1 protein-coding gene is annotated in these 1828 nt (G+C 55.4%); it reads left to right on the top strand.

The window, feature by feature from the left end:
- The first annotated feature begins 425 nt into the window (after window positions 1-425).
- Window positions 426-1688, top strand: coding sequence for a hypothetical protein (locus K4G67_RS17235; RefSeq protein ID WP_239807475.1), 1263 nt, complete (start codon window positions 426-428; stop codon window positions 1686-1688).
- Window positions 1689-1828: the final 140 nt, after the last annotated feature.

Genomic DNA, 1828 nt, shown 5'->3' with positions numbered 1-1828 from the left:
GACACCCAGTTCCTAATTCAGATCAGAGGCTTAGGCCACTCCCGTTAACCCTTTAGGACCGGTTTGGTGAATACGACGGGTTAAAAGACTGTGTCCAAGGTGCCGACATTGGCATCTAGACGGCGGAACTCGCGTCGCAAGGCGCCTTACCGCTTTTCGCAATTCGATTCTCTAAAGCGGACCATTCGAAACCGGCCCACTTTGCGCCGTTCAATCGCTTGTTCGCTAATGCTGCGTTCGGCACCGATGAATGGGCGCTTCGATGGCCGAGATGGGTTGGGATGCGGACTAGCGGGTTCCGGTTGCGGAATCGAAACTGCTGACGTTCCTAGGCGAAACTGCAGTACCCGGAGAAGCTGCATTTCTCCTTCAGTTGCAGGTCGGGATGCGGTAACCGGGCGCCTAATCAAGAGAGGTAATGCGCGATGCCTACCGAAACGACGAACGCGGTTCCATCGGGTTCTGACGGAGCCCGTGCCAAGCCCTCCCGAATAGTTGGCATTGATATCGCGCGATCGATAGCGATCCTGCTTGCTATGGCGAGCCATGTGTGGGTGGTCGCACGGATGGGCGACTTCGTAGAAGGTCCATGGGTGGACGCACTTAGGATTTGCATGGCCGCAGCTACGCCGACCTTCATTATCCTTTTCGGAACCATGCTCGAAATCGTCTATCGGCCACGCTTCATCGTTGGGCACCGGAAGACGATCACAGTGAGATTGGTGTCACGTGCCACCCAATGTTGGCTCCTCTATGCCCTTTCAATCGGTGTGCTCTTCTTAATTCGCGACGATTACTCTGCCAAATTCTCGATCGCGACGGTTCTGATGCTGGGCGTTACGCCATTCACGGATATCCTTAAGTTCTACGCGGTCGTCCTTGTTCTGGCCCCGCTTCTTCTCTGGGCTCGTTACCGCTTGGGGCTCGTTCCGCTCGCAGCCGGAGCCATTGCCGTTCACCTTGCTTACCCGCTTCTGATTGCGTTGCCGACGCCAAATGAACTTGGACTTTCGAAGGAACTAGTCCGTCTATGGAAATTCATGTTTGGCCTCGGCGAGGCGCAGTTGGGTGGTCCTTCGATTATGCGTGGAATTACGCTGGTTATCGCGGGAATGGTGCTCGGACGTATCCTCATTGGCAGTTCCGGGGGGCGGCCGGACATGGCGCGTCTTCAACATCGGACAAAGCTGCTGCTCGCGGCCGCAGTGATATCGCTCACCGTGTTATTCGCAGCATTCGATCAAAGCACCATCAACGAGCTTGGAACAATGTCCCTGCGGATCGCGGGGCATCCGCTCTATTTTCTTTTTGGCTTGCACTTTGCAGTCGTGTTGACGGCAGCGGCGACGTTGGTCACCACTTCCGTCAAGGCAGATCGCTTTTGGAGAAACATTGCGTTCTTCGGGAGGACCAGCCTGTTCACTTTCGCCTTTGGTAATATGCTCCTTTACTGTGTCACCGTTGAACCGGAAAATATTGCCGGTGCGTTGCAACTCGTCGCTGTCCTGGTCGTCACGATCATCACCCTTAGCGTTTGGTTTGACTTGACTATGCGACGGACGAGCTGGATCGCGCACCACGTGATCGAGATGCAGCGAATGATCACCTTGTTCGTCAACTCGCTCATCAGCCGCCCCGCTGCCAAGCTTTCATTGGTAGCACTTCGATCCAAGCGGTCAGGGGGCTGAACTCGAAAAGAAATAATCGGTAGGGGGAACTCCGGCTTTGTCTCTCAGACGAGGCCTTATCCCGTCCTATTCATGAGGCTACCGCTTCGTGTTGTTCGGACGGCGATGTGGCGGTGCCTGATTGATCAAGGCGCACGCCT

The sequence above is a fragment of the Croceicoccus hydrothermalis genome (assembly GCF_022378335.1).
Lineage (GTDB): Bacteria > Pseudomonadota > Alphaproteobacteria > Sphingomonadales > Sphingomonadaceae > Croceicoccus > Croceicoccus hydrothermalis.
The sequence above is the reverse complement of the archived record's forward strand: the minus strand, read 5'-3'. Positions and strand labels throughout refer to the sequence as shown.

Excerpts from the sequence above, each read along its gene's own strand:
- K4G67_RS17235 (WP_239807475.1), top strand. The coding sequence starts at position 426 with ATGCCTACCGAAACGACGAACGCGGTTCCATCGGGTTCTGACGGAGCC.